This window comes from Thermoflexus hugenholtzii JAD2, from assembly GCF_900187885.1.
Taxonomy (GTDB): Bacteria; Chloroflexota; Anaerolineae; order Thermoflexales; family Thermoflexaceae; genus Thermoflexus; species Thermoflexus hugenholtzii.
In genome coordinates, this window is record NZ_FYEK01000003.1 from 361,143 (window position 1) to 381,530 (window position 20,388).

A 20,388-nucleotide genomic window follows, 5' to 3' on the forward strand; every position below is an offset into this window, starting at 1 on the left:
AGCGGGCGATGTGGATCCTCGCCGTGGACATCGGCACTACGCACGTGAAAGCGGGCTGCCTGGACCCCGAGGGCCGGCTCCGGCGCCGGGCGGTGCGGGCGCTTCCGCTGCTGCGGGATGAGACCGGCCGAGCGGAGCACGACCCGGAGGCCCTGTGGGATGCCTTCGTGGCCGCAACCCGGGAGGCGCTGGGGGAAGAGGCCCCGGCGGTGCGCGGGCTGATCCTCTCGGCCTATCAGCTGGGCCTGCTGCCGGTGGACGCGCGGGGACGACCGCTGATGGGCCTGATGACGCTGCTCGACACCCGGCCCCGGGAGACTTTCCCGGGCTTGCTCGCCCGCATCGATGGGACCATCCTTTATGCCCGCACCGGCTGCCCGCCCCTCTTCCATTACCCCCTGGCCAAGCTGGCGTGGCTCCGGGCTCGTCGCCCGGAGATCTTCCGGGCGGCCCGCTGGTTCCTGGGGGCGAAGGAATACCTGCTGCTGCGGCTGCTGGGGAAGCCCTTCACTGAGCCCTCCCTGGCCACGGCCACCCAGCTGATGGACCTGCGCACCCTGCGCTGGGACCCGGAGCTGCTGGCGGCGGTGGAGCTGTCCGCGGATCGCCTGCCGGAGGTGGTAGCCCCGGAGGCCCGCCTGGGCCCGCTGCGGCCGGAGGCGGCGGCCGCCCTGGGCCTCCCGCCGGAGGTGGAAGTGATCGCCGGGGTCTACGACGGGGGGGCGATGGGCCTCGGGCTGGGCGCCCTGGCGCCGGGCGTGGGCGTGATGAACCTGGGCACCACGGCGATGATCCGCATGATCGCGGCGCAGCCGGTTCTGGACCACAGCCCCCGCATGCGGCTGCAGACCTATGCGCTGCTCCCGGGACGGTGGTTTCCCGGCGGGGCCCTCAACAACGCCGGGATCGTCCGTCAGTGGCTTCAGGAGGCGGTGCTGCGGGTGGTCGACGCGGAGGCGGAAGCCCTAGCCGAGGCGACCGCGGGGCCCACGGGGATTCTGTTCTTCCCCTTTCTCGCCGGGGAGCGGGAGCCCGGGATCGGCCCTATGGCCTCCGGGGTGATCTTCGGCCTACGTGTCCACCACGGGCAGGGCCACTTGATCCGGGCAGCGATGGAGGGGGTGGCCTTCGCCCTGCGCCGCCTCCTGGAGGCGCTGCGGGAGAACGGACTGCAACCTGTTCGGCTGCGCGCAGGGGGCGGCGGCACCCGCTCCCCGCTCTGGATGCGGATCCTCGCCTCTGTCTTCGAGATGCCCATCGAAGTCCCCGAGATCCCGGAGCCCAGCCTCCTCGGGAGCGCGATGTTGGCCTGGAAAGCCCTGGGGATCCTCCCGGACCTCTCTGCCCTCCCCCCTGGAGTGCCGGTTCGGGTGTATTCACCGGTGGAGGACTGGATCCCCGTTTACGCAGAGCAGTTCGCCCGCTTCCAGGCCGTGCTGGCGAATCTGGAGGCCGCGTTCCAGCATGGAGGGAGTTCCGAAGCCCACCACCTCACGATGGGAGGCGCGCATGAACCGTTGTGAGATCGGAATCATCGGCTTGGCGGTGATGGGGCAGAACCTGGCCCTGAACTTCGCCCGCCACGGCATCTCCGTGTGCGTCTACAACCGGACCCGGGAGCGCACCGAGGCGTTCATGCGGGAGCGGGTGCGGGGCGAGCCCATCACCCCGGCGGATTCGCTGGAGGAGCTGGCCCGGTGTCTCACCCGTCCTCGCCGCATCCTCCTGATGGTCCAGGCCGGGCTGGCGGTGGATCAGGTGATCGAAGCCCTGCTTCCCTTCCTGGAGCCCGGAGACCTGGTGATGGACGGGGGGAATTCCCATTACGCGGACACCGAGCGGCGGATGGAGGCCCTGGCCGCCCGCGGGATCCGGTTCCTGGGGGTGGGGATCAGCGGGGGGGAGAAAGGGGCGCTCCTCGGCCCCTCGATCATGCCCGGGGGGACGCCGGAGGCGTATGCGCTGGCGGAAGAGTTCCTCCTGCGCATCGCCGCGCAAAGCGAGGAGGGTCCGTGTTGCGCCTATATGGGCCGGGGCGGCGCCGGCCATTTCGTGAAGATGGTGCACAACGCCATCGAATACGCCTTCATGCAGGGCATCGCCGAGGCCTATGATTTCATGAAAAACGCGCTGGGGATGCCGGCCGACGCCATCGCCGAGACCTTCGCGCGCTGGAACGAGGGGACGCTGAACGCGTATCTGGTGGAGCTGGCCGCGCGGGTGCTCCGATACCGGGATCCCGAGACGGGGGAGCCCCTGGTGGAGCGGATCCTGGATCAGGCGGAGCAGAAGGGAACTGGCCGCTGGGCCGCCCAGGCCGCCCTGGAGCTGGGCGTCCCCACACCCACGCTGACGGCGGCGGTCATCGCCCGCACCCTCTCCCACTTCAAGGCCGACCGGGAGCGGATCGCGGCCGGCTTCCCGTGGCCCGACCGCCGGTCGGAGGCGGCGGATCCGTCGGCCGTCACGGATCTGGAGGCCGCGCTGAACCTAACGGTGCTGAGCGCCTTCTCTCAGGGCCTGTGGCTGCTGCACGAAGCCTCCCGGGCCTACCGTTACGGGACGGATCGAACCGAGGTGCTGCGGGTGTGGCGGGCCGGCTGCATCATCCGCGCCCGCTGGCTGATCTTCCTGCGGGAGATCCTCCGTGAGGACCCCGAGGATCCTCACCTCCTGTTCCACCCACGGTTCCGCCAGGAGCTCCAGGGACGGCTCCCCGCCGCCGGCCGGGTCCTGGCCCGGGCCTTCGAGGCCGGGATCCCCATGCCGGCCCTGCGCACAGCGGTGGATTACGTGCTGTCCATGCGGCGGGCGCGGCTCCCGGCCAACCTGATCCAGGCCCAGCGGGACGCCTTCGGCGCCCACACCTACCAGCGGATCGATCGCCCGGGGACCTTCCATACGGAGTGGGAGGAGGGATGAGCTTCCTGGAGGACCTGTTCTCGCTGAAGGGGAAGGTGGCCCTGCTCACCGGGGGAGCGGGGATGCTGGCGGGGGCCATCGGCCGGGGCCTGGCCCGGGCCGGCGCCCGGGTAGTGTTCACGGACTACCGTCCTCCGGCGGAACGCCTGGAGGCCCGGCTGCAGGCCCTGCGGGCGGAAGGACTGGAGGTCTATGGTGAGCAGATGGATGTCCTGAAACGGGAGGAAATCGAGGCAGCGGCGGAACGAGTGCGGCGGGAGATCGGTCCGGTGACCATCCTGGTGAACCTGGCGGGGGGCAATCTCCCGGAAGCCACGGTGGGGCCGGAGCGCTCGTTCTTCGATCTGCCTCTGGAGGCCCTGGAGAAGGTGGTGGCCCTGAACCTCTTCGGCGGGGCCATCCTCCCCAGCCAGATCTTCGCCCGGCAGATGGTCGAGGCCGGCGAGGGGGTGATCCTGAACGTCTCCTCTATGGCGGCCTTCCGCCCCCTGAGCCGGGTGGTGGGCTACGCGGCCGCCAAGGCGGCGGTGAACAACTTCACCCGATGGCTGGCCGTGCATCTGGCCCGGGAGTATTCCCCCCGGATCCGGGTCAACGCCATCGCCCCGGGGTTCTTCCTGACCGAGCAGAACCGTTTCCTGTTGCTCGACGAGCAGGGGAACCTGACCCCTCGGGGGCGAGCGATCCTCGCCCGCACGCCCATGGGGCGGTTCGGAGACCCGGAGGATCTGGTGGGCACGGTGATCTGGCTCGCCTCCCCCGCCAGCGCCTTCGTCACCGGCATCGTGGTCCCGGTGGACGGCGGGTTCGACGCGGATTCGGGGGTGTAGCGCGGATGTTCCCGCTGGCCTTCGTCCTTTCCTGGCAACCGACGCGCTTCGAGGCCGCCGCGGCCGTCGAGGATCTGGAACGTGCCCTGGAACAGCTCCGGGGGCTGGGATATCAGGGCGTGGAACTGGCGGTCCGGGACCCCGCCGCGGTCCCGGTGGGGCGGCTGCGGGCGCTCCTTGCCCGTTACGACCTGCGGGTCCCAGCCATCGGCACCGGCCAGGCCTGGGTGGAGGAAGGGCTCTCCCTGACCCATCCTGATTCGGCGGTGCGGCGCGCCGCCCTCGCCCGGTTGGAGGCCCACTTGGATCTGGCGGCGGAATGGGGCGCGCAGGTCATCATCGGGCTGATCCGGGGAAGGCGTATGGCGGGTGTGGAGGCCGAGCGTGCGCGGGGATGGCTTATGGAGGCGCTGGAACACCTGGCCCCCCGCGCCGCTGCCCGGGGTGTCCGCCTCGCCCTGGAGCCGCTGAACCGGCGGGAGACGGACTTGCTGAACACCGTAGCGGAGGTCCGGGCCCTGGTGGAAGCGGTCGGCCATCCGAACGTGGGGGTGCTGGTGGATACGTTCCACGCCTTCCTGGAGGAGCCCTCCATCGAGAGGGCCATCGAGGAGGCCGGCGATCGGCTTTTCCATGTCCACATTGCCGACTCCAACCGGCGGGCACCGGGATGGGGCGGGTTGGACTTCCGGCCGGCCCTGAAGGCCCTGGAGCGGATCGGCTACCGCGGGTGGCTCTCCGCGGAGGTGATCCCCTCCCCCACCCTGGAGGCAGCCATGGCCCAGGTCGCCCGGTGGGCCCGTGAAGCCCTGGGGGCTCCTCCCGCGTAAGATCTCGACTTCATTCCTCGGGCAACGATCGGATCCGCCATCCAGAGGGCAGGCGTTCCACCTCCCCACGGGCTTTCCATTGCTGGAAGATCTCCCGCATCCGGGCGAAGGCCCCTCGATCCCAGAGGACGATACCGTGGTCCAGGGCCTCCAGGAGCAGCGGGTGGCGCGCTTGGAACATCCGCTCCTATTCCGGACGGCTGTAGGGGAACAGGTCCACGTTCCCCTCCACGAGCGGGGTGAAGCGAAGGATCCGATCGATCAGACGAATGCCGTCCGCCTCCCGGAGGCCCAGGAGGAGATCATAGTCGCTGCGCCAGGACCAATCCCCCCGGGCGACGGACCCGAACAGCACCAGGAACTCGAGCTCCTCCCCGCGCTCCTGGAGGAGCCGCTCAACGGTGCGCCGGAAGCGCTCCTCATCGGGAGGGCCGGATGAGAGATTCCGCAAAGCGGATCACCTCCGCCGCATCCTGAAGGGCCTGCCGGGCGTCGGATTCCAGGAACTGATCCACCGGTGCGCCCCGATCGAACGTGTTCGGATAACGTGAAGATCTTCCGCTTTTGATCAGCGGCTCCGGCCGAATGAGCGATCTTCAGAGGGGATCTGGGGGTAAGGGACGCCGGCCAGATCCGAGGCCCAGAAGGATTCCACCAGGGCCAGCATGTTGATCTGGTTGGTGCCTTCGTAGATCGGGTTCAGCCGGACGTCCCGCAGGGCCTTCTCCACCCCCCAGGCCGGCATGTAGCCCCAGTCCCCCATCAGGTCCAGCGCGCGGGTGGTGATATACACCCCGAGATCGGCGCACAGGGCTTTGGTGGCGGCGGCGATCCCCTGAACGGGGCGTCGATACCGGGCGCTCTGCCAGACCATGGCCCGCATGGCCATCGTCAGGGCCCACAGCTCGGCCAGAGCGACCTGAACTTCCGGATAGGCCAAGAGGGGGCGGTTCCCCAGGCGGGTTTCCCGGGCGAAGCGGGTGGCGGCCTCCACCGCCCCACGGGCGATCCCCAGGGCGATGGCCCCCACCACCGCCCGCGAGTAATTGAGGACGTTTCGGTTCAGAGCCCAGCCCGAGCGCTCCGGCCCGATGCGATGGGTCTCCGGGACGAACACCTGGTCGAAGAACAACTGGGTGGCATCGCAGGCCCGCTGGCCCAGCTTGCGCTCCCGTCGCCCGGTCCGGAACCCTTCCCGTCCCCGCTCAACGATGAAGGCGGTGAAATCCCGATCCACCCGCGGCGGTTGGCCGTCCTCCCGCTCCAGCACCGCGAACACCACCACGTAGTCCGCGCGGCTTCCGCCGGAGATGAAGACCTTCTGGCCCTGGATCACATAGCCCCCGCGAACCTTGCGGGCGACGGTGCAGAAGCGGGCGGAGGTGGCGCCCTCGCTCTCCTCCACATCGGAGCCCGCCTCCGGCTCGGTGATGGCATAAGCGACCAAGCGGATCTCCCCGCGCCGGTTGGCGCGGCAGATCGGCCACAGCCACCGGCGCCAGACCCCCAAGTCGCCGCAGAGCAACAGCGGGGCCATCCCCAGGTCGTGGAACAGTAACGCCAGCCCGATGCCCCCGCAGGCGGCGCAGAACTCCTCCGCTTTCAAGGCGAAGTGGAAGATATGCCGCCCGGGGATCGCCCGCCAGGGCATGGCCCCGATGGGCCACGGCGCGGCCTCGGAGAGGAAACCCCGACGGCCGGCCTCCCGATACAGCGGCCCGAGATCCACCCCTTCTGGATCTCGATCCGCCTCCCGGGCGAGGGGCGCAATGAACTGCTCCGCGAAGCGGCGGTAGGCCCGGCGACGCCGCTGCAGATCCCGGGGCAGCGTGCGGGTGTCCCGCTCCCACAGGGTTTCCGTGGAACCGTCATACAGCCAGCGCCCCAAGGGCTTCAGGCGCTGGATGGAATCGAGCAGCTCCGGATGCATCGCGCCTCCTGTTCCTCAGAAAAAAGATCACTCGGCGTAGCACAACCGGATCCGGTCGGGCGACCCGTGGAGCACGCGCAGGGTGGAGACATCCCGCAGGCGTCCAGCCAGGCCGTGGTCCTCCATGTAGCCGTATCCGCCCATCACCTGCAGGCTGTTCGAGACCGCCCGCCAGGCGTGCTCGGCGATGGCCAGCTTGGCGACGGCGGCCCAGCGCTCCAGGACATCCTCCGACAGCGCCGACAGGGGCTGCTCCGCGTGGGCCTTCAGCAGGAGCTCCAGGGTCATCACATCCGCGGCCGCCGTCCCCAGCAGGCTGCGCACCGGCCCATGGGCGATGATCCGGCGTCCCCCCTGATAGCGGGTTCGGGCGTATGCCCGCGCTTGATCCAAGGATCGTCGGGCGACCCCCAGGGCGATGGCCGCATGGCCCAGCCAGTCCAGGGCAAGGAGCCGCCGCAGACGCCGATGGGCTTCCTCTCCCCGGGCGAGGATGCGGGCGGCACCCTCTCGCGCGATGAGAACCCCGTCCGCCTGCAGATGGCCCATCCACGCCGCCCGAAGCCCCAGGCGCTCGGGGAGGGGTTCGAGCCGGACCCCCGGGAGATCTGCGGGGAGGGTGATCAGCGCCCAGGAAGAATCCTCCGCAGCGCGGGCGAAGAGCAGGAGGCCCTGGGGAGGGCCGGCCGAGATCAGAAACCAGGAGCGACCTTCCAGAAGGAGACGGTCATGCGGCCCGGTGAGGCGCAGCCCATCCTCCTCCTCTCCTGCGAAGGGGCTCGGGGAGATCCCATCGGCCAGCAGTCCGCCCAGGGTCAGCCGGGCGCCCCGGGGGAAGAACCGGGCGCCCTCCAGGGCCGCGCAGGCGATCCCCTGGGCGTGGAGGGCGAGGGCGAACCCCGCACAGGCCTCGCCCAGCCGAGCCAGCGCATGCAGGGAGAGGCCGAGGCGTTCCGTCCATGTCCAGCGCCCCCAGATGCCCGTTGTGAAGCCCGGCGCCTCAGGATCCGGATCCGCCAACAGACCGATCGCCTCCGCCTCTTTTAGAAGGGCCTCTCGGCGCGCCGGATCCGCCTCCGGATCCTCGGCCTCCAGCCGCTGGAGAAAGCGGCGGAGCGCGACCTCCAGAAGCCGCGCCTCTTCTTCAACGCTCACGGATCCCTCCCGGATCTTCCGAAGGGGAATGGATGATCACCGGCGTGGCGGCTTCCCCATAGCGAACCGTGAGACGGGCCACGGGACGATCCTCCCCCGGATACGGCGCGTGCGGCCGCGCTGCCGAGTCGATGGCCTCCCCGGCGGGGAGGATGGCGTAGCGGACCAGGTAATTCTTCGTCGCTACAGCCACGGGGGAAAGACTTAGGCTCCGGAGCTGATCTGCCACCGGGTGATCGCCCAGGATCAGCGTGCCGGATCCCGGGCGCAGGCCCAGCTGGTAGACCGCGTAGACCGGGATGGTGGTGCGGATCAGCGCGCCGTTGCGGACGCTGAAGGTCACCAGCGGACGCAGGTCCCGGATCACCAGCCCGCTGGAACGGACCGTCAGGGTGAGGATATGACGGCCGCCCTCGCTGAGGCGCACCCGCTGGAAGGCCGGGGTTTTCTCGAAGTCCATATCGGCGAGGAACTTGGCGTAGCCATAGATCACCCGTCCGGCGTCCCGGGCGATGCGGGTGGTCACCGGCAGATGGAGGATGAAGGCCCCCCACCCCGGGAAGCGGCTTTCCAGGAGCACCGGGAGCCCGGGCGGGGCGGGCCGTCCATAGGTGCACAGGAGGGCGATGGCCACCTCCCCATACGGGCCGATGGTGGTGTGGATGTAATGGAAAGCGGCGATCCCCACCAGCGCCCGGCCGCCGGGGGTCACCACCGGGTGAAGGCGGTCGGAAGGGAGCAACGCCCGCACCGCCTCCCGATCGGCGGTGAAGATCCCCAGGAAGCTATCATCCCGATAGTAGAAGATCGGAAGGTCAACCCGGCCGGAGCCCACATCGATCCCGGTGGCGGTGGGTCCGGTCCAGCGGAGGAACTCCTCCGCCGCGTCCGGCCTCCAGCCGAGGAGCGCCCGAAGGCCTCGCACGCCCACATACCCCAGGGCGGCAACGCCCATCCCCGCAAGCCACCATCCCCTGCGTCCCATCGCCAGCCTCCCTCTGGTGTGCTGGGGGAGAAAGCTCGGAAACGACGCTCTATTCTGTTATAATTCTGGCCGAAATCGTTACATCCGCGCTTCGGGGCCCTCAGGGCGATCAGCAGGAAGGAGCCGGATCATGGAGCAGCTGGGAGGGATCCTGATCGCTGCAGCATGCGGGCTGGGCCTCGTCCTGGCCCTCGCCGCCGGGTGGCTGTTGAACTCGTCCGTGCAGAGGAAGACGCCGGCGCAGGTTGTGGAGAGACCCGAGGCTCTCCAGGAGGGCTCCTTGCAGATCCGACGGATGCTCTCAGACGCCGAGGCTGCCTTCTACTGGGCGCTGAAGCGGGCCGTCGGCGATCGCTGGGTGATCCTCCCCAGGGTGCCCCTTCATCGCGTGTTCCGCCGCATCGAACATCTTCCCCACGAGATGTATACCATGCTGGAGAACGGCGAGGTGGATTTCCTCCTGGTGCATCCACGCTCCTGGGAACCGGTCTGTGGGATTGAGTTGGACGACAGCACGCATCACAGTCCCACCCGGCGGGAGCGGGATCGCCGCAAGGAGGCGCTGTTTCGGGCCGCAGGCCTACCCCTGCTCCGCTGGAGCATGAGCGAGCGCTGGGACGTGGAAGAGATCGCCACACGGGTGAGCGCCACCCTGAACGCCGCTCGAGAATCCCAGAACTGAGCGGGGACCTCTTATCGACCTATCGGAGGCCACCATGGAACGCATTGGGTTCATCGGCCTGGGGGTGATGGGCAAGCCCATGGCTCGCAATCTGCTGAAGGCGGGCTATCCGCTGGTGGTCTACAACCGCAGCCGTCCCCCCATGGAGGAGCTGGCGGCAGAGGGGGCGGAGCCGGCCGGCTCCCCCCGGGAGGTCGCCCAACGCAGCGATGTGGTCATCACCATGCTGCCGGACACCCCGGAGGTGGAGCAGGTGTTAGACGGGCCCGACGGGGTCTTCGAGGGCGGACGGCCGGGCCTGATCGTGATCGACATGAGCACCATCGATCCGATGGCCGCGCGGCGCCTGGCGGCGCGGGCCGCGGAGCGGGGCATCGTGATGCTGGACGCGCCGGTCTCCGGGGGGGAGATCGGGGCAATCCAGGGGACGCTCTCCATTATGGTGGGAGGGGATGCGGCGGCCTTCGAGCGCTGCCTGCCCATCCTGCAGGCGATGGGCCGGAACATTATCTATATGGGGGAATCCGGCGCGGGTCAGGTCACGAAGGCGGCCAACCAGGTGGTGGTGGCGTTGACCATCGCCGCCATCAGCGAGGCCCTGGTGCTGGCGGCCAAAGCCGGGGTGGATCCGGCGAAGGTGCGCCAGGCGCTCCTGGGGGGCTTCGCCGGCAGCCGCATCCTGGAAGTCCACGGCCAGCGGATCCTGGAGCGGAACTTCCGCCCGGGGTTCCGGATCCGCCTGCACCACAAGGATCTGCGGATCGCCCTGGGTCTGGGCCGGGCAGTAGGAGCCAGCCTGCCCCTCACCGCGCTGGTCCACGAATGGCTGGGGGCGCTGGTGACGCGCGGACATGGCGATCTGGATCACGCCGCGCTGGTCACGCTGGTGGAGGAGTGGGCCCAGACCCAGGTGCGCCCCCACCCGGAAGCGCCACCTCCTGAGAGGTCCGCCAGGCCATAAGGTCCGGGCAGATCCCTGCCCTCCCCTGACCTCATAGCCCTCAGGGAGAGTGCCCTTCGTCAGCAAAGGAGGAGCGATGATCAAAGTGAAGCGGGTCTATGATCCCGCGGAGCCGGATGACGGGAGGCGGTTCCTGATGGATCGGCTGTGGCCGCGAGGGGTCAAGAAGGAGGCCCTGCGGATGGACGGCTGGCTGCGGGAGGTGGCGCCCAGCGACCGGCTGCGGCGGTGGTTCGGCCACGATCCGAAGAAGTGGGAGGAGTTCCGGCGGCGCTACTTCGCGGAGCTGGAGGCGCATCCTGAAGCCTGGCAGCCGTTGCGGGAGGCCGCCCGCGCCGGCAATGTCACTCTGCTCTTCAGCGCCCGCGACACCTCCTACAACAACGCCGTGGCCCTCCGGGAGTTTCTCGAGGGAAAGCTGACAGAGCCCAACGATCCTTCGCTCCAGGCCTCAGGCCTATAACGTCTTCGTTCGCTTGAGTTGAGGTCCGAACTCTATTTGCCCCTTACGGGCAGCGAGGGGAGGATCAATCGCACCACCCGTTCGTAGAACAGATAATCCCATGCCCAGCCGGAGAGCACCACCAGCCGGTTCCGCATCCCGATCAGGCGGATGAGATGGACCCCCAGCCAGAGCAACCAGGCCGCGAAGCCGGTGAAGGCGCGCCCGAACACATGGGCGACGGCGGCGTTCCGCCCGATGGTCACCAACGTCCCCGGATCCCGATACCGGAAAGGGAGCGACGGGCGGCCCTTCAGGGCGCGCAGGATGTTCCGCGCGGCGAGGGTTCCTTGCTGGATGGCCACCGGCGCGACCATAGGCAGCTTCCCCGGCCCTTCCGGGAGCGCCAGATCTCCCACCACGTAGATCTCCGGATGGCCGGGCACCTGGAGGGCAGGGGTCACCGGCACCCGCTCCCCTGGCCCGAGGGGAAGCCCCAGGGCCGCCCCCAGGGGATGCCCGCGCACGCCGGCCGTCCACACCACGGTGGCCGTCTCGATTGCTTCCCCATCCTGCAGGCGCACCCGATCGGGTCCCACCGCGGCCACGGGAGCGCGCCGCCGCACCTCTACGCCCAAATGACGAAGCCGCTCCCGCGCATAAGCGGAAAGGACCGCCGGCAACCCGGGGAGCACCTCCGCCATCGCCTCGAGGAGGAGCACGCGGACCTCCCGGAAGTCCAGGGTGGGGAAATCCCGGCGCAGCGGGCGCGCGATGAGCTCGGCGAGGGCGCCTGCGAACTCCACGCCGGTGGGGCCGCCGCCCACGATCACGAAGGTCAGCAGACGCCGCCGGCGGAGCGGATCCGGCTCCCGGGCCGCCCGCTCGAAGACCGACAGGATGTGATTACGCAGGGCGACGGCCTGATCCAGGTCCTTGAGGAAGAAGGCGTGCTCGGCGACTCCGGGGACGCCGAAGGTGTGCGCCAGGCTCCCGGGAGCCAGGATCAGGAAGTCGTAATCGATGGGCGGGCCGTCGGTCTCCAGCCGGCGGGCGGCCGGATCGATCCCCCGCACCTCCGCCATCTCGAAGGCCACGTTGGGAAAGCGCCGCAGGAGCCCTCGAATGGGGAAAGCGATGGCCTCGGGCTCGATCTCGGCGGCCGCCACCTGATAGAGCAAGGGGAAAAACGTGTGGTGGTTCCGGCGGTCTACCAGCAGCACCTCCACCGGCTCAAAGGCGAGGGTCCGCACGGCCCACAACCCGCCGAACCCTGCCCCCACCACCACGATCCGTGGTCGCCTGCGCTTTCCCATAGATGACCTCCCTTCCGGGATTCTGAGCGGTCGAATCCTGAGCCTCTTTGCGCGCGCGCAAAGCGAGCTCCGCCGATCGGAGGTAAAACATCAGCGCAACCGTGCTTCCGGAGCCGGCAAGCTTCTAAGATTTGATCCCGGGTGAAGAGTCAGGATGCCACTGCGGATGCGGTTCCCGTTCATGCTCGTTGCGCTTCTCTCCCTGGGGGTGGGGATCTGGGCCGGGTGGATCCGGATGGGGTGGGCGTTCCCCCGGCCGAACCCGGCCTGGCCAGGCGCGCATGGGGCGCTCATGATCTCCGGGTTCCTGGGCACCCTGATCGCCCTGGAGCGGGCGGTCGTCGGCCCCCGCTGGTCCTGGGCGGCTCCCCTTCTGGCCGCCCTGGGCAGCCTCACCCTGCTCCTGGGCCGTCCGACAGCTGGGAGCGCGCTCCTGTTCCTGGGCAGCGCCATCGTCCTCATCCTCTTCTTCGGCGATGCCGCCCGCCGGCATCCCGATCCCTCCATCCGGGTGCTGGGGATCGGTGCGGCGCTGTGGGGCATCGGCCAGGCGATCTGGCTCGTCCGCGGGACCCCCGCCCCCGCCGTCCCATGGTGGACCGCTTTCCTTGTGCTGACCATTTTTGGGGAGCGACTGGAGCTCGCCCGCCTGATCCCCCGTGGGCGAGGGATGGCGAGCCTGTTCGGGGCCGGCCTGGCATGCGTCCTGCTGGGGCTGGCGCTGGGGGAGATCCAGCCGATGTGGGGCCGGCGGGCGCTGGGGCTGGGATGGCTGGTCCTGGCCGCCTGGCTGGCCCGTTACGACATCGCCCGGCGCACTGTCCGCCAGCGCGGCCTGGTCCGTTACGTGGCCGTGTGCATGCTGGCCGGCTACGCCTGGCTGGGGATCAGCGGGGCCCTGGAATGGCTCCCCGGCGAGGCGACGGCTGGACCCCTTTACGATGCGCGAGTGCACGCCCTCCTCATCGGCTTCGTGTTCTCGATGATCTTCGGCCACGCCCTGATCATCTTCCCGGCCGTGTTGCGGGTGCGCCTCCCCTTCTCCATTGCCTTCTATTTCCCCCTTGCGATCCTTCACCCCTCGCTCCTGCTCCGCCTCGGCGGGGATCTCGGCGGATGGCCGGACACCCGGCGTATCGGCGGGCTGCTGAACGGCCTGGCCATCCTGATCTTCCTGCTCCTCATCGCCCGGGCCCTCCGGGCCGGACGCCGCGCGCCTTCTCCAAATTCCGCTTAGAGGGACGACCAAAACGCATCGCTTCGGGGTGAGCTTTGTCACCCGGAACGCGTGATCGAAACCGTCAGATCGATGACGCCTGTCACACCGGAACGTTGGGTAAAGTCAACGAGGAGGCCATTGGGCTCGGGGAAGATCGGGCCGGAATCCCTTTGCGGAGGTGAATGATGGTTCCAGCCCGATGGCTCCTGATCGGCGCGCTGATGATGGCCCTGACGGCGTGCACGACCATGGCGGCTGCGCCCGCCGTGCCCACCCCGTCTCCCGCAGTCTCTTCAGAAACCCATGTGCATCCTACGCCCACCCCGGGCGGGCCGAAAGTCCGGGTGGTCCGGGATCCGGCGGACGTGCCGCCCCCGATCCGGCGCACGGAGCCCACCACGGTGGAGGTCACCCTCACTGTGAAGGAAGTGGTGGCGGAGCTGACCGACGGGGTGACCTTCCCCTTCTGGACCTTCGACGGGACGGTGCCCGGCCCGATGATCCGGGTGATGGAGGGGGACACGGTGGTCCTCCACCTGGTGAACCCTCCGGAGAACCACGTCTCCCACAACATCGATCTGCACGCGGTCACCGGCCCGGGCGGCGGAGCGACGGTCACCACCGTGGCGCCGGGGGAGACCAAGACCCTGGTCTTCAAGGCCCTGAAGCCCGGCGCGTATATCTACCACTGCGCCTATCCGCCAGCCCCACTGCACATCGGGATGGGCATGTATGGGATCATCGTGGTGGAGCCGAAGGGGGGTCTCCCGCCGGCCGACCGGGAGTTCTACGTCGTGCAAGGCGAGTGGTATACCTCCCTCCCCTTCGGCCAGCCGGGCCTGGCCTCCTTCGACTCCGCTAAGGCCCAGGCGGAGCGCCCGGAATATTTCACCTTCAACGGCCACGTGAAGGCCCTCACTGACCTCCACCCCCTGCAGGCGCGGACCGGCGAACGGATCCGGCTCTTCTTCGGGGTGGGCGGCCCGAACGTCGGCTCGAACTTCCACATCATCGGGGAGATCTTCGACCGGGTATATGTAGGCTCGCCGGACACCTTGGTGGCGAACGAAGAGACCGTTTATGTGCCGCCGGGCTCGGCAGCGGTCTTCGAGCTCACCACCGAAGTCCCCGGCCGCTACGTGCTGGTGGATCACGCGTTATGGCGGATGCTGCGGGGGCTGTCCGGATACCTGACCGTAGAAGGCCCCGAGCGGCCGGATTTGTTCCAGGGCATTCCGTCCGGCAACTCCGGGCACTAAGGGATGGGCCAAGATGGGGGGCTGGGAGATCGCTTCTGGGTCTCCCAGCCCCTGAATGCGCGCAGCCCCAGCGATCCCCTGCGCCCGCATGCTCCGAATGCAGCAAAATAAGAAGGCAAGGCGGGAAAGGCCTTCCCTTGTTCACCGGCAGGTGGATCCCGGATCCGGAGAGGCGGATGGAACAGAGGCGGCCCGGGACGACGGAAGGAGAGCTCCTGGAGGTCTTGAGCGGATATCCGCTTTTCCGCGGCGTGCCGCGCGAGAGCCTGCGGGCGCTGATCCATATGGGAGTGGAACGGAAATGCCCCGCTGGCCGCTTCCTGTTCCTGGAGGGGGATCCGGCAGAAGGGGTTTATTTGCTCCTTGAGGGCTATGTGAAGGTCGTCCAGACGGACGTCAGCGGACAGGAGGTGGTGGCTCAGGTGGCTGGACCCGGGGAGCCGCTGGGCCTGATCGCGATGTTCGCGGATTCGCCCTACCCGGCCTCCGCCCAGGCGGTCTCCCCCGCCCGGGCCCTCTGGCTCCCCGGGGAGGCCCTGCGCGGGTTCCTGCTCCGCCACCCGGAGGTCGCCCTGCGGCTCCTGCGGGTGCTGGCGGAGCGGCTGCACGAGACGCATCGGCGGCTGCTGGAGGTCAGCATCCTCCGGGTGGAGCGCCGGCTGGCCCGGGTGCTGGTGCGGCTGGCCAGCCGGCTGGGGCAGCGCACGGAAGAAGGGATCGCTGTGGCAATGCCCCTGAGCCGGGAGGAGCTGGCGGAGCTGTGCGGGACTCGCCTGCACACCGTGAGCCGGTTGCTCAACCGCTGGCAGCGGGCCGGCTGGGTGCGCCTGGGCCGACGCCGGATCGTGCTGCGAGAGCCCCACGCCCTGGTCGCCCTGGCGGAGGAGCTAGAGCCTCGAGAGCCTCCCCTTGCCTTGACCGGGCGCAAGGTAGGGGAAGGAAAGACCGTCGATGATCGAAGGGGAACACGCCCGGGGAGGACGGAATGATCCGGGAGGACTGGTCCATTGAGGAGCTCCTGGCGCGCTACCCCCGATCTCGGGAGGTCCTGATCCGCTGGGGGATGTGGTGCCCGGTGTGCGCCCTGGCCGGCCTGGAGACGCTGGCCGACGCCGCCCGGGTGTATGGGATCGACATCGAAACGCTGATCCGGGAGCTCGAGGAGCAGGAAGGAGGCGGTTCCTCACGCTGACATTCTGCCTCCATGCCGGCCTCCGCGCCGAATAGTAGAATCTTCTCCGAAGCCGCGCATCGGAGGTCCGTTATGCCCCAGGCCGAGGTGCTGGCAACCGGCACGGAGCTGCTCAGCGGGGATGTGGTCGACACGAACTCGGCGCGCATCGCCCGCGCCCTGCAGCCCCTCTCCATCCCCCTGGTCCAGATCACGGTGGTGGGAGATGATCTCCCCCGCATGGTGGCAGCCATCCGGGCGGCGCTGGCCCGTAGCGAGATCCTCGTGATCAGTGGGGGGCTGGGGCCCACGGCCGACGATGTGACCCGGGAGGCGGTGGCGGAGGCCCTGGGGCGTCCCCTGATCTTCGACCCGGAGCTGCTGGAGGTCATCCGGGCCCGCTTCCAGGCCTTCGGGGTGTCCATGCCCGAGAACAACCGGCGCCAGGCCTTCCGGCCGGAGGGCTCTCGCGTCATTCCCAATCCCATCGGCACCGCCCCCGGGTTCCTGGTTGAGACCAACGGCCGCCTCCTCTTCGCCCTCCCGGGCGTCCCCCGGGAGCTGGAGCGGATGCTTTCGGACACGGTGGTCCCTTACCTTCGGGAGCGGTTCCCTCCCGCGGAGGCGTTGGCCTGGCGGGTGGTGCGCACCATCGGGTTGGGGGAAAGCTGGATCGATGAGCGGCTGCAGGATCTGCTTCGGGGCGAGAACCCGCAAGTGGGGTTGAACGCCCATCCGGGGATGGTGGACATCCGCATCCAGGCCCGGGGATCCACCCCGGAGGAAGCCGCCGCCCGGGCCGAGGAGGCCGTCCGCCGGGTCCGGGAACGCCTGGGCTGGGCGGTTTTCGGGGAGGGCCACCAGGCGCCGGAGGAGGCGGTGATCGCCGCCCTTCGGGCCCGCGGGGCGACCGTCGCCACGCTGGAGCGGGGCACCCTGGGGATGCTGGGGGGGCGCCTCGCGGCGGTGGATCCTGAAAGCGAGGTCTTCCGGATCGGTGAGGTCCGCGCCCGGCTGGCCACCGCCCCGGAGCACGCCGCCGAGGCCATTCGACGTCAGGCCGGGACCACCTTCGGGCTGGCGGCGGAGGTCCTCCCCGAAGCCGAGAGCTTTCAGATCACCGTGGCCCTGGCGGCCCCGGAGGGTTCCCGAAGCGTCCGGCGCGGCCATCGCGGCCCGCTCCCCCATGCAGCCGAATGGGCCGCGCACGCGGCGATGGGCCTGCTCTGGCGCTGGCTCCGGGAGGGGCCATGACACTCCCGTTCCGTCCGACGCTGCCCCCGGTGCGCCTGCCCGTCTTCGAGGGCCCGCTCGATCTCCTCCTGTACCTGATCGAGCGGAACGACCTGGATATCACCCAGGTCTCCCTGGCCCAGGTCACCGAACAGTATCTGGAATACGTTACCATCCTGCAGGCGCTGACCCTGGACCAGCTGGCAGAATATCTGGTGATCGCCGCCAAGCTCCTTTACATCAAGTCCTCCCTGCTCCTCCCTCGCCCACCGGAGCCGGATGAGGCCGAGGAGGATGTGGGAGAAGCGCTGGTGGAGCAGCTCAAGGCTTATCGCCTCTTCCGGGAGCTGGCCCGCCGGCTGCGGGAGCGAGAGGGGTTCACCGCCTACGGCCGGACCGCGCCGCCGCCCCGGCCCGAGGTCCCCGGGACCGGCCTGGAGGGCATCACCCTGGAGGATCTCCTCCGGCTGGCCCGCCAGGCCCTGCGCCCGGCGGGCGAAGCGGCCCCGGTGGAGGCGTTCCTTCCCGCGTATCGCCTGACGATCCAGGAGGCCATGGAGCGGATCCTGGAGGCGGTGCGGGAAGGAAAGCGGGTAGCCTTCACCGGGCTGCTGCGGGCGGCGGGAAACCGTTACGAGGGCATCGCCTTCTTCCTGGGGCTGCTGGAGCTGTTGAAGCAGCGCCGGGTGGTGGCCTATCAGAGCCGGCTGTTCGATGAGATCTACATCGAGCCCTTCCCGGAGCGCCCATAGGGGAACCACCAGGGTTTCTCCCCGCCCTCGATGTCCCAGTGGACGTGCTTGGTCTCCCGGAACTCCTCCAGCCCCTCCAGGCCCAGCTCCCGGCCGATCCCGCTGAGCTTCATGCCCCCGAACGGCCCGGCGTAGTTATCCGTGAGGGGATCGTTGATCCAAACCGTGCCCGCCTTCACCTCCTCATAGAAGCGGCGGATCAGACGGGGATCGTGGCTCATCAGGCAGGCGCCGAGCCCATAGGGGTTATCGTTGCACAGCGCAATGGCCTCATCGAAGGTCCGGTAGGGCATCAGAGGGATGACGGGCCCGAAGGTCTCCTCGCGCATGATCTTCATCGTGTGATCCACATCCACCAGCACCGTGGGCTCATAGAAGAAACCGCGGGGCAGGTGAGGGGGCCGGCGCGCCCCAGTGAGGGCATGAGCCCCCCGCGCCAGGGCATCGGCCACATGATCCTCCACCTTCGCCCGATAGGAGGGCCCCGCCATCGGCCCGATGTCCGTTTGCGGGTCCAGGCCGTGGCCCAGGCGCAGGGTGCTGACAAAAGAAGCGATCTCCTCAGCGAACCGATGGTAAATCGAAGCCGGCACATACACCCGTTCCGTGCTGGTGCAGACCTGGCCGGCGTTGATCAGGGCCGCATACGCCAGGGCCTTCACGGCGAGCTCCAGCGGCGCGTCCGGCCCGACTACGAAAGGATCCTTGCCGCCCAGCTCCAGGTGGAGCTTTTTCATCATCGGGGCGGCCAGGGCGGCGATCCGCTGGCCGGTCGCCAGAGATCCGGTGAAGGCGATGACCGGGACCTCCGGATGCGTCACCAGCGGCTCGCCGACCTCCGGCCCGTATCCCGTCACGATGTTCACCACGCCCGGCGGGAGATGATCCATCGCCACCTCGGCCAAGCGCAGCGTGGTCAGGGGGGTGAGCTCGGAGGGCTTGACGACCACCGTGTTGCCGGCGGCCAGGGCCGGCGCGACCTTCCAGGCCATCAGGAGGATGGGGTAGTTCCATGGGACGATGCATCCCACCACACCATAAGGTTCCTTGAGCACCAGGCTGAGCTGACCGGGCTCCGGTGAGGGGATCACCCGGCCCCGCTCATGACGGGCGAGCTCCGCGTAGTAATCAAAAGTGTTCGCCGACCAGAGGATCTCTTCCTCGTTCTCCGGCCACGGCTTGCCTTCCTCCAGGGTGAGCAGTCGGATCAGCTCCTCCTGGTGCGCCCGGATCTTGCGGGCGATCTCGTGGAGCATCTCCGCCCGGGTCGCAGCGGGGACGCGACGCCAAGAGTCAAAGGCGTGGCGGGCAGCGGTCACCGCCGCCTCTACATCCCGGGCTGTCCCCCGGGGCACCGTCTCCAGCACCTCCTCCGTCGCCGGGTCCTGCACAGGGATCTCCCCCGCTGCGGCCCCCGCCGTCCACTCCCCTCCGATCCACATCGGCTTCATGGACAATCCCTCCTCTCCGACAATAAGGGGCGGAGGATCTGGGACGATCCCCCGCCCTTCCAGCCCGCCTCACTGCTCCACGCCCAGTTCGGTCCAGATCCGGTCATACAGCTCGATCGCCTCCCCTACGTCGATCAGCCACTCCATCTTCCGCTTCAGCTCGTCCGGCGGATAGATCCCCGGGTCGTTGAGGAGCGTGGGGTCGATCAACCGCTGCTGGACGGCCGTGCGGTTCGGGCTGCCGAATTTGATGGTGTTCGCGTTGATGGCCGCGATGTCCGGCCGCATCAGGAAGTTGATGAACACCTCGGCCGTGTATTTGTTTTTGGAGGTCTTCGGGATGGCCAGGTTGTCCTGCCAGATGGTGCAGCCCTCCTCAGGGATCACGTATTTCAGCGTCGGCTTGGCGTCGCGGGCCCGGATGGCGTCGCCGGTCCAGATGTGCGCCACGACGACCTCGCCGGCCACCAGGAGATCCCGGGTGGTGTCGCTGGTGTAGGCCTTCACGTAGGGCTTCTGGCGGAGCAGGACCTCCTTGGCCTTCTGGAGCTCCTCCGGGTTCGTGGTGTTCATGGAGAAGCCCAGATACTTGAGGGCCGCCCCGATCACCTCCCGCTCGTCCTTCAGCATGGCGATCTTCCCCTGGATGTCCGGAGCTGGCTCGAAGAGATCCTTCCAGCTCTTGAGCTCGCGCTGGACCGCCGCGGTGTCATACATGAACCCGGAGGTGCCCCACATATAGGGCACCGTGTATTTGTTCTCCGGGTCGAAATAAAGGCCCAGATAGGCCGGATCGATGTGCTTGAGGTTGGGAAGGTTGTTCTTGTCCAGCTCGGCCAGCATGCCCTCCTTGATCATGATGGAGACCATGTAGTCCGAAGGCACGATGACATCGTAACCGGTGGCGCCGGCCTGCAGCTTGGCCAGCAGGGTCTCATTGGAGTCGTAGGTGTCGACGATGACCTTGACCCCGCACTCCCGCTCGAACCGCTCCAGAACCTCCTGGGCGATGTAATCGGGCCAGTTGAACAGATACAGCTGCTTGGAGAGACGAGAGCGATCTCCGCACGAATCCTCAGCGGCCGCCGGCCCGGTCGCAGGAGGAGCCTCTGTGGCAGGAGCCGTCGGAGGAGAAGTCGGTGGGGTCGTGGGATTGGGAGGGGCTGCCGGCGCCCCGCACGCCACCAGGATCGCCAGGAGAACCATGAGCGTGAGACCGCGCGCCCACTTGCCCATCGCTGCACCTCCTT

Annotated in this window: 21 protein-coding genes; 13 read left to right on the forward strand and 8 right to left on the reverse strand. The window is 68.8% G+C overall.

Annotated elements, in window-relative coordinates; translation table 11 throughout:
• Nucleotides 1-8: 8 nt before the first annotated feature.
• The 4 genes from CFB18_RS02140 to iolO are packed head-to-tail and all read left to right on the forward strand — an operon-like array spanning nucleotide 9 to nucleotide 4,582.
• Nucleotides 9-1,523: a gluconokinase gene (locus tag CFB18_RS02140; protein WP_088570152.1), complete on the forward strand. Its 1,515-nt coding sequence runs from the start codon at nucleotides 9-11 to the stop codon at nucleotides 1,521-1,523.
• A complete protein-coding gene (gene gndA / locus CFB18_RS02145) occupies nucleotides 1,510-2,922 on the forward strand; it encodes an NADP-dependent phosphogluconate dehydrogenase (protein WP_088570153.1) in 1,413 nt (470 codons plus the stop codon). The genes CFB18_RS02140 and gndA overlap by 14 nt, the downstream gene beginning before the upstream one ends.
• A complete protein-coding gene (locus CFB18_RS02150) occupies nucleotides 2,919-3,752 on the forward strand; it encodes an SDR family oxidoreductase (RefSeq protein ID WP_088570154.1) in 834 nt (277 codons plus the stop codon). The genes gndA and CFB18_RS02150 overlap by 4 nt, the downstream gene beginning before the upstream one ends.
• A gap of 5 nt (nucleotides 3,753-3,757) precedes the next feature.
• Entirely contained in the window at nucleotides 3,758-4,582 is an 825-nt protein-coding gene (gene iolO / locus CFB18_RS02155; protein ID WP_088570155.1) for a 5-keto-L-gluconate epimerase, read from the forward strand.
• A gap of 10 nt (nucleotides 4,583-4,592) precedes the next feature.
• On the opposite strand, the gene CFB18_RS15180 is transcribed toward iolO, so the two are convergent.
• The 5 genes from CFB18_RS15180 to CFB18_RS02175 all read right to left on the reverse strand — a co-directional run bounded on the left by CFB18_RS15180 (nucleotide 4,593) and on the right by CFB18_RS02175 (nucleotide 8,652).
• Nucleotides 4,593-4,763 (reverse strand): hypothetical protein, encoded by a 171-nt coding sequence (locus tag CFB18_RS15180; protein WP_159461528.1) that lies wholly within the window; start codon nucleotides 4,761-4,763, stop codon nucleotides 4,593-4,595.
• Between the two features lie 6 nt (nucleotides 4,764-4,769).
• Entirely contained in the window at nucleotides 4,770-5,033 is a 264-nt protein-coding gene (locus CFB18_RS02160) for a nucleotidyltransferase domain-containing protein (RefSeq protein ID WP_088570156.1), read from the reverse strand.
• Between the two features lie 117 nt (nucleotides 5,034-5,150).
• A complete protein-coding gene (locus CFB18_RS02165; protein ID WP_088570157.1) occupies nucleotides 5,151-6,512 on the reverse strand; it encodes an acyl-CoA dehydrogenase family protein in 1,362 nt (453 codons plus the stop codon).
• A gap of 27 nt (nucleotides 6,513-6,539) precedes the next feature.
• A complete protein-coding gene (locus CFB18_RS02170) occupies nucleotides 6,540-7,667 on the reverse strand; it encodes an acyl-CoA dehydrogenase family protein (RefSeq protein ID WP_088570158.1) in 1,128 nt (375 codons plus the stop codon).
• Nucleotides 7,657-8,652 carry an acetoacetate decarboxylase family protein gene (locus tag CFB18_RS02175; RefSeq protein WP_088570159.1) on the reverse strand — a complete coding sequence of 332 codons (996 nt, stop codon included), beginning with the start codon at nucleotides 8,650-8,652 and terminating at the stop codon, nucleotides 7,657-7,659. Before CFB18_RS02175 ends, CFB18_RS02170 begins: the two co-directional genes overlap by 11 nt.
• 130 nt (nucleotides 8,653-8,782) lie before the next feature.
• Between CFB18_RS02175 and CFB18_RS02180 the strand changes: the two genes are divergently transcribed.
• The 3 genes from CFB18_RS02180 to CFB18_RS02190 all read left to right on the forward strand — a co-directional run bounded on the left by CFB18_RS02180 (nucleotide 8,783) and on the right by CFB18_RS02190 (nucleotide 10,758).
• Entirely contained in the window at nucleotides 8,783-9,334 is a 552-nt protein-coding gene (locus CFB18_RS02180; protein WP_088570160.1) for a DUF2726 domain-containing protein, read from the forward strand.
• A gap of 34 nt (nucleotides 9,335-9,368) precedes the next feature.
• Complete coding sequence (locus tag CFB18_RS02185) at nucleotides 9,369-10,295, forward strand: 2-hydroxy-3-oxopropionate reductase (RefSeq protein ID WP_088570161.1); 927 nt, start codon at nucleotides 9,369-9,371, stop codon at nucleotides 10,293-10,295.
• A gap of 76 nt (nucleotides 10,296-10,371) precedes the next feature.
• Nucleotides 10,372-10,758, forward strand: a complete 387-nt coding sequence (locus CFB18_RS02190) for a DUF488 domain-containing protein (RefSeq protein ID WP_088570162.1) — start codon at nucleotides 10,372-10,374, stop codon at nucleotides 10,756-10,758.
• Between the two features lie 32 nt (nucleotides 10,759-10,790).
• Here CFB18_RS02190 and CFB18_RS02195 read toward each other — a convergent pair whose 3' ends face one another.
• Nucleotides 10,791-12,053 carry an NAD(P)/FAD-dependent oxidoreductase gene (locus CFB18_RS02195; protein WP_088570163.1) on the reverse strand — a complete coding sequence of 421 codons (1,263 nt, stop codon included), beginning with the start codon at nucleotides 12,051-12,053 and terminating at the stop codon, nucleotides 10,791-10,793.
• Between the two features lie 166 nt (nucleotides 12,054-12,219).
• Between CFB18_RS02195 and CFB18_RS02200 the strand changes: the two genes are divergently transcribed.
• The 6 genes from CFB18_RS02200 to CFB18_RS02225 all read left to right on the forward strand — a co-directional run bounded on the left by CFB18_RS02200 (nucleotide 12,220) and on the right by CFB18_RS02225 (nucleotide 17,687).
• On the forward strand, nucleotides 12,220-13,290 hold the full coding sequence (locus CFB18_RS02200) for a DUF8744 domain-containing protein (protein WP_088570164.1): 1,071 nt from the start codon (nucleotides 12,220-12,222) through the stop codon (nucleotides 13,288-13,290).
• A 167-nt stretch (nucleotides 13,291-13,457) separates the two neighbouring features.
• The gene (nirK, locus tag CFB18_RS02205; protein WP_200808034.1) at nucleotides 13,458-14,531 is read left to right on the forward strand and encodes a copper-containing nitrite reductase; all 1,074 of its coding nucleotides are present in this window, start codon (nucleotides 13,458-13,460) and stop codon (nucleotides 14,529-14,531) included.
• Nucleotides 14,532-14,707: 176 nt separating this feature from the next.
• Nucleotides 14,708-15,520, forward strand: coding sequence for a Crp/Fnr family transcriptional regulator (locus CFB18_RS02210; RefSeq protein WP_159461529.1), 813 nt, complete (start codon nucleotides 14,708-14,710; stop codon nucleotides 15,518-15,520).
• On the forward strand, nucleotides 15,517-15,723 hold the full coding sequence (locus tag CFB18_RS02215) for a DUF1858 domain-containing protein (protein ID WP_088570165.1): 207 nt from the start codon (nucleotides 15,517-15,519) through the stop codon (nucleotides 15,721-15,723). Before CFB18_RS02210 ends, CFB18_RS02215 begins: the two co-directional genes overlap by 4 nt.
• A 72-nt stretch (nucleotides 15,724-15,795) precedes the next feature.
• On the forward strand, nucleotides 15,796-16,956 hold the full coding sequence (locus CFB18_RS02220; protein ID WP_159461530.1) for a CinA family nicotinamide mononucleotide deamidase-related protein: 1,161 nt from the start codon (nucleotides 15,796-15,798) through the stop codon (nucleotides 16,954-16,956).
• The gene (locus tag CFB18_RS02225; RefSeq protein WP_159461531.1) at nucleotides 16,953-17,687 is read left to right on the forward strand and encodes a segregation and condensation protein A; all 735 of its coding nucleotides are present in this window, start codon (nucleotides 16,953-16,955) and stop codon (nucleotides 17,685-17,687) included. The genes CFB18_RS02220 and CFB18_RS02225 overlap by 4 nt, the downstream gene beginning before the upstream one ends.
• Here the strand turns inward: CFB18_RS02225 and CFB18_RS02230 are convergent.
• Both CFB18_RS02230 and CFB18_RS02235 read right to left on the reverse strand, forming a co-directional pair.
• Nucleotides 17,657-19,138 (reverse strand): aldehyde dehydrogenase family protein, encoded by a 1,482-nt coding sequence (locus CFB18_RS02230; protein ID WP_200808035.1) that lies wholly within the window; start codon nucleotides 19,136-19,138, stop codon nucleotides 17,657-17,659. The two genes, CFB18_RS02225 and CFB18_RS02230, sit on opposite strands and share 31 nt — an antisense overlap.
• A 69-nt stretch (nucleotides 19,139-19,207) precedes the next feature.
• A complete protein-coding gene (locus tag CFB18_RS02235) occupies nucleotides 19,208-20,374 on the reverse strand; it encodes a polyamine ABC transporter substrate-binding protein (protein WP_159461532.1) in 1,167 nt (388 codons plus the stop codon).
• Between the last annotated feature and the right edge of the window lie 14 nt (nucleotides 20,375-20,388).

Bases quoted from the DNA above. Each gene is read 5' to 3' on its own strand.
- CFB18_RS02150 (WP_088570154.1), top strand. From the start codon at position 2,919: ATGAGCTTCCTGGAGGACCTGTTCTCGCTGAAGGGGAAGGTGGCCCTG.
- CFB18_RS15180 (WP_159461528.1), bottom strand. From the start codon at position 4,763: ATGTTCCAAGCGCGCCACCCGCTGCTCCTGGAGGCCCTGGACCACGGT.
- CFB18_RS02190 (WP_088570162.1), top strand. From the start codon at position 10,372: ATGATCAAAGTGAAGCGGGTCTATGATCCCGCGGAGCCGGATGACGGG.
- CFB18_RS02210 (WP_159461529.1), top strand. From the start codon at position 14,708: ATGGAACAGAGGCGGCCCGGGACGACGGAAGGAGAGCTCCTGGAGGTC.
- CFB18_RS02200 (WP_088570164.1), top strand. From the start codon at position 12,220: ATGCGGTTCCCGTTCATGCTCGTTGCGCTTCTCTCCCTGGGGGTGGGG.
- CFB18_RS02185 (WP_088570161.1), top strand. From the start codon at position 9,369: ATGGAACGCATTGGGTTCATCGGCCTGGGGGTGATGGGCAAGCCCATG.
- nirK (WP_200808034.1), top strand. From the start codon at position 13,458: ATGGTTCCAGCCCGATGGCTCCTGATCGGCGCGCTGATGATGGCCCTG.
- iolO (WP_088570155.1), top strand. From the start codon at position 3,758: ATGTTCCCGCTGGCCTTCGTCCTTTCCTGGCAACCGACGCGCTTCGAG.
- CFB18_RS02180 (WP_088570160.1), top strand. From the start codon at position 8,783: ATGGAGCAGCTGGGAGGGATCCTGATCGCTGCAGCATGCGGGCTGGGC.
- CFB18_RS02235 (WP_159461532.1), bottom strand. From the start codon at position 20,374: ATGGGCAAGTGGGCGCGCGGTCTCACGCTCATGGTTCTCCTGGCGATC.
- gndA (WP_088570153.1), top strand. From the start codon at position 1,510: ATGAACCGTTGTGAGATCGGAATCATCGGCTTGGCGGTGATGGGGCAG.
- CFB18_RS02165 (WP_088570157.1), bottom strand. From the start codon at position 6,512: ATGCATCCGGAGCTGCTCGATTCCATCCAGCGCCTGAAGCCCTTGGGG.
- CFB18_RS02195 (WP_088570163.1), bottom strand. From the start codon at position 12,053: ATGGGAAAGCGCAGGCGACCACGGATCGTGGTGGTGGGGGCAGGGTTC.
- CFB18_RS02225 (WP_159461531.1), top strand. From the start codon at position 16,953: ATGACACTCCCGTTCCGTCCGACGCTGCCCCCGGTGCGCCTGCCCGTC.
- CFB18_RS02220 (WP_159461530.1), top strand. From the start codon at position 15,796: ATGCCCCAGGCCGAGGTGCTGGCAACCGGCACGGAGCTGCTCAGCGGG.
- CFB18_RS02230 (WP_200808035.1), bottom strand. From the start codon at position 19,138: ATGAAGCCGATGTGGATCGGAGGGGAGTGGACGGCGGGGGCCGCAGCG.
- CFB18_RS02175 (WP_088570159.1), bottom strand. From the start codon at position 8,652: ATGGGACGCAGGGGATGGTGGCTTGCGGGGATGGGCGTTGCCGCCCTG.
- CFB18_RS02140 (WP_088570152.1), top strand. From the start codon at position 9: ATGTGGATCCTCGCCGTGGACATCGGCACTACGCACGTGAAAGCGGGC.
- CFB18_RS02215 (WP_088570165.1), top strand. From the start codon at position 15,517: ATGATCCGGGAGGACTGGTCCATTGAGGAGCTCCTGGCGCGCTACCCC.